The 4,398-nt window shown below is 65.3% G+C and carries 6 protein-coding genes; 1 reads left to right on the top strand and 5 read right to left on the bottom strand.

The genetic code is table 11. From position 1 onward, the window contains the following. Nucleotides 1-53: 53 nt before the first annotated feature. Entirely contained in the window at nucleotides 54-824 is a 771-nt protein-coding gene (locus ACESNB_RS02375; protein ID WP_373003251.1) for an SDR family NAD(P)-dependent oxidoreductase, read from the top strand. A 547-nt stretch (nucleotides 825-1,371) separates the two neighbouring features. On the opposite strand, the gene ACESNB_RS02370 is transcribed toward ACESNB_RS02375, so the two are convergent. The 5 genes from ACESNB_RS02370 to hemB form a co-directional block, all read right to left on the bottom strand. Further along, entirely contained in the window at nucleotides 1,372-2,046 is a 675-nt protein-coding gene (locus ACESNB_RS02370) for a cytochrome b/b6 domain-containing protein (RefSeq protein ID WP_373003248.1), read from the bottom strand. A gap of 5 nt (nucleotides 2,047-2,051) precedes the next feature. Continuing rightward, nucleotides 2,052-2,573, bottom strand: a complete 522-nt coding sequence (locus ACESNB_RS02365; protein WP_373003245.1) for a cytochrome c — start codon at nucleotides 2,571-2,573, stop codon at nucleotides 2,052-2,054. Nucleotides 2,574-2,669: 96 nt separating this feature from the next. Continuing rightward, nucleotides 2,670-3,155 carry a flavodoxin family protein gene (locus ACESNB_RS02360; RefSeq protein ID WP_373003242.1) on the bottom strand — a complete coding sequence of 162 codons (486 nt, stop codon included), beginning with the start codon at nucleotides 3,153-3,155 and terminating at the stop codon, nucleotides 2,670-2,672. 83 nt (nucleotides 3,156-3,238) lie between these two features. Then, nucleotides 3,239-3,595 (bottom strand): hypothetical protein, encoded by a 357-nt coding sequence (locus ACESNB_RS02355; RefSeq protein ID WP_373003239.1) that lies wholly within the window; start codon nucleotides 3,593-3,595, stop codon nucleotides 3,239-3,241. Between the two features lie 224 nt (nucleotides 3,596-3,819). Then, the coding region (hemB, locus tag ACESNB_RS02350; protein ID WP_373003236.1) for a porphobilinogen synthase at nucleotides 3,820-4,398 on the bottom strand (579 nt) is incomplete at its 5' end.

Raw genomic sequence — 4,398 nt, 5'->3', positions numbered from 1 at the left:
GGCGGGCTAGGCTTGCGGCCGACACATAGAAAACACTTGAGGAGGATACGGTTTTGGACATGCATCTGAAGGGCAAGAACGCCATCATACTGGGCGGCACGCGCGGCATTGGCCGGGCGATTGCGGACACGCTGGCGGGCGAAGGCGCGAATGTCGCCGTGTGCGCGCGCAAGGCGGACCAGGTCGCCGAGGCGGTCAAGGACCTCGAAGCGATGGGCGTGAAAGCCACGGGCACAGCGGTGGACATTACCGACGGCGCGGCGCTGAAACGCTTCATTGCCGACGCGGCCAAGACGCTGGGCGGTCTGGATATCCTGATCTCCAATGCCGGCGCCATGGCGCAGGGAAATGACGAAGCGGCCTGGAAGCAGAATTTCGAACTGGATATCCTGGGCGCGGTCAACGCGTTCGAGGCGGCCCAGCCATTGCTGGCCAAAGCGGCGGAAGCGAAAGGCGACGCGGCCTTCGTGATCATCTCGTCGATCTCTGCGGCGCAGTCCGATCGCGGCGAATCCTATGGCCCGATCAAGGCGGCGCTGATCCACATGGCCAAGGGGCTTGCGCGGCAACATGCCGCCGCCGGCATCCGAGTCAACACGGTATCGCCGGGCATGGTCTATTTCGAGGGCGGCATCTGGCACACGGTGAAGACCAATATGCCGGAATTCTTCGAGCAGGCGAATGCCCGCAACCCGATGGGCCGGTGTGCCACGCCGCAGGAAATTGCCAATGCAGCCGTCTTCCTGGCGAGCCCGCTATCCACCTACACGACTGGCGCGAACCTGATCGTAGACGGCGCCGTTTCCAATCGCGTGAACTTCTAGGCACCTGCGCCAGCACCAGCGGCCGGCATGGCGGGGGCCATCCGGTTGCATGGGGCTGAATTCGGCACGGAGCGCCGGGCCTAGGACGTGTCCAGCCAAGCCGGCGCCATCACAGGTGGGCAGGGCGCGCGAAGGGCGTGGCACTGGGGCGCTGTGGACAGGTCCGCTTGTGCGAGGGCTTCCGGCATGTCGGACGCAAGGCCGGGCGCGGCCCATGCAGGCACGGTCGGCGCGTCATAATGATAGCGACGCGGGTCGCGCGGGCCGTCGCCAATCGCATTGATGGAAAGATTGCCGAACCGGTCGATCCTGAACAGGACGTCGCGCTTCGCTGCGCGCTGCCACGCCTCCAGTCGCTAGAGCTGGAACCACAGCCAGGGCCAGAACAGCGGATGCACGAAGGCATAGAGATGCGCGCGGCGTGTCAGCATGATGCCGCGATTATACGCCGGGAACGGAGGGTGTTGGACAAGTTTACAATGATTGCCAGCAAGGGCTGCAGGATGCGGCGCCCTGTGCGGGGGAAAGCGGGAGGTGGCGCTGCACGTCAGCCGCCGATGGTGAGGACGCCATAAACAATGGCGCACGCAGTTGCTGCGGCGGCGGCGATGCGCGGCCAGGGGGCACGAAAGGGGTGCTGAGGGGTGTCGAAGTCCGTTTGCGGGCGGTGGCCGGTTACCATGGGCCGGACAAGATTGTCCTTGAACAGGAGCAGGTAAGCAGCGATGGCGATGACGTGCAGGGCGATGAGCGCGAGCAGGACCTTGAAGCTGGTCTCGTGGATTTCCGCGAGGAGGCGACCGGTTTCGAAGGACACCTTGCTGGCGAGCGGGCCGGATTCGAGCCCGTCGATATCGACCGAGAACAGGCCCGTGCTGACCTGCGTGGCAAGGGCAAGCAGCATGGCGAAGATGCTGAGCGAGCCGAGCGGGTTATGCCCGAAATGGGGACGATGGCGACGGCCAATGAGGTCTCGGACGTAAGCCATGATTGCGCCGGGCCGCGCGACCATGCGGGTGAACCGCGCTGTGCCCGGGCCGACCAGGCCCCAGACGAGGCGGTAGACGATGAGGCCGAGAAGGGTGAGGCCGAGGCGCCGGTGCCAGTCCATCATGCCCTGTTCGCCCGTCCACCACATGGCCGCCACGCCGAGGACAAGGAGCCAATGGAAGATGCGGACGGTCCAGTCCCAGACGAGGACGCGCGAGCCGGGGGTGGTCATCGGCGCTAGTCGTCTGCGCGATAGGTCTGGTGGCAGGCCTTGCAGGTGGCGCCGGTGGCCTTGAAGGCCTCGGAAATGGCGGCAATGTCGCCAGCCTGGGCGACCGTGCCCAGCGTGGTCGCGGCGGCTTTGAAGTCAGCCATTTTGGAATCGAAATCAGCGCGGGTTTCCCAGATGACGGGCAGGGCATCTGTCTTGACGCCGGACGCAGGGCCGGAGCCTTCGGGGAACCAGTCGGCCATGCCTGCCGTCTCGGCGGGCACGCTGGCGGCGGCGGACTGTATGGCGGCCATGTCAGGCTCGCTTTCCTTGAGGCCGTCGCTGATCGTCTTGAACGCCTTGCCGACGGCCTTGAGGTGGGCCTGGCGCGCGTCGACGGTTTCGGCGGCGGTGAGGCCATTGGCGAGAGGCGTGGCGGCGACTTCGGCGTCAACGGGCGCTGCCGGGGCATCGCCCGATCCGCAGGCACCCAGCAGGGCGAGACCGGCGAGGGCGGCAAAAGCGAAGGGGATCTGGCGGTGCGTCATGAGGCTCTCCGTGCGTGTGATGGGCCCATTGGTAGGGATTCGCTGCGGCCGGTGCATTAATTTCCGGGGCCTGGCAGCGGAATCAGGCCGGCCTGCTCAAAACACGCCCATGCTGATGCCGGCGGCGAGGGCGGTGGCGAGGTCGCGGCACCTGGCGAGATCGGATTCAGGGATGGTTTTTTCGGCGAGGATGTCTTCCGGCGTCTGGGCATGGGTGCAAACGATGAGCGGCGGCTGGACCTGTTTGAGGCGCCAGCCGCTGGCGATGCGGGCGGCCTGTTTGACGGCGCTTTCGCCATCCGACCCGGCGCAAACCATGAGGCCGTAGGGGCGGCCCTCGATCCGTCCGAGAACGGAATAATAGCAGCGGTCGAAGAATTCCTTCATCTCGCCTGACAGCGCGGCGAGGTTTTCCGGTGCGGCGAACAGGTAGCCATCGGCGGCGAGCAGGTCTTCCGGCGTGGCGTCGCCAGCGCGCCTCAGGATCGTCTTTGTTTCATCGCTGGCACCGGCGCAGGCGGCCTCGGCCATCTGGCGCGTGCCGCCGGTGCGGGAATGGTAGACGATGAGGAGCTGGGGCATATCCGGGCATGTTCCATTGGCGCAACGTCAAGGCTAGCAGAAGGCGCGCGGGGCGAATAGGTTGTTGCACCCCCGGTGCCCCGCTATTGCATGGGCAGGCCCATGGCATCCAGGGAGCGTTCCAGGACTTTGGTGCCGAGATGTTCGCCATAGAGGCGCATGGCGTATTCGAACATCGGCGTGCCGACTTCATTGAAGCCGACGCCGCAATTGCCCGACGCGCTGAGGCCGGCCGTCAGCATGAGCGAGCCGAGGACGCCGGTGGCCTCGTCCCGCTTCTCCTGCAGGGCCAGCAGCATGAGCTGTTTCATCTGCGAGATGTCAGCCTCGGTGGCGTGGCTGATTATGCAGGTGGCGACCTGTTCGGACCGGTCCTCGGCGACGGCCGGGGCGGCGGTGAGGCAGGCGGCAGCGAGGCCGAGGCAAAGCATGCGGATCATGGGAGGCTCCTGAATTTGGCCGCCAAGGGGTAGGGGCGGATCGTGGCAGGAATGGGGTGGAACTGCGTAGGGGTGGTTACGGTTACGTTAGGGTTTGGGAGTGCGTAGCCGGGTTAATTGGAGCGCTCATGCTGAGCGAAGTCGAAGCACGAGCGCCGCCGCACCGCCAACCATAGCACATCTGCGAAATGCTGAGTTACAAGGATGAGTTCGGTGTGGGGGGGCTAGCCCAGCTTCTCCGCTGCTTCTTCCGCGAAATAGGTGATGATCCCGCTGGCGCCGGCGCGTTTGAGGCACATCAGGGATTCCATCATGACGCGGTCGCCGTCGATCCAGCCGTTCTGGGCGGCGGCTTTTATCTGGGCGTATTCGCCGGAGACCTGGTAGGCGAGGGTGGGTACGCCGAACGTGGTGGCGACGCGGTGGACAATGTCCAGATACGGAAGACCCGGCTTGACCATGACCATGTCGGCGCCCTCGGCGAGGTCGAGTGCGACTTCGCGCAGGGCTTCGTCTGAATTGGCGGGGTCCTGCTGGTAGGTTTTCTTGTCGCCCTTGAGGGACTTGGCCGAGCCGATGGCGTCGCGATAGGGGCCGTAGAAGCCGCTGGCATATTTGGCGGCATAGGCGAGGATCATCATGTTGGTGAAGCCTTCCTCGTCGAAGGCCGTGCGGATGGCGCCGATGCGGCCGTCCATCATGTCTGACGGCGCGACAATGTCGGCGCCGGCGGCAGCGTGGGCGAGAGCCTGTTCGACAAGCTTTTCGATCGTCGCATCATTCGGGATGGTGCCGTCTTCATC

Source organism: Hyphomonas sp., assembly GCF_041689225.1.
GTDB lineage: Bacteria > Pseudomonadota > Alphaproteobacteria > Caulobacterales > Hyphomonadaceae > Hyphomonas.
This window is presented reverse-complemented; position numbering and strand designations above follow the sequence as displayed.

Bases quoted from the DNA above. Each gene is read 5' to 3' on its own strand.
- ACESNB_RS02365 (WP_373003245.1), bottom strand. From the start codon at position 2,573: ATGACGCACCGCCAGATCCCCTTCGCTTTTGCCGCCCTCGCCGGTCTC.
- ACESNB_RS02360 (WP_373003242.1), bottom strand. From the start codon at position 3,155: ATGCCCCAGCTCCTCATCGTCTACCATTCCCGCACCGGCGGCACGCGC.
- ACESNB_RS02370 (WP_373003248.1), bottom strand. From the start codon at position 2,046: ATGACCACCCCCGGCTCGCGCGTCCTCGTCTGGGACTGGACCGTCCGC.
- ACESNB_RS02355 (WP_373003239.1), bottom strand. From the start codon at position 3,595: ATGATCCGCATGCTTTGCCTCGGCCTCGCTGCCGCCTGCCTCACCGCC.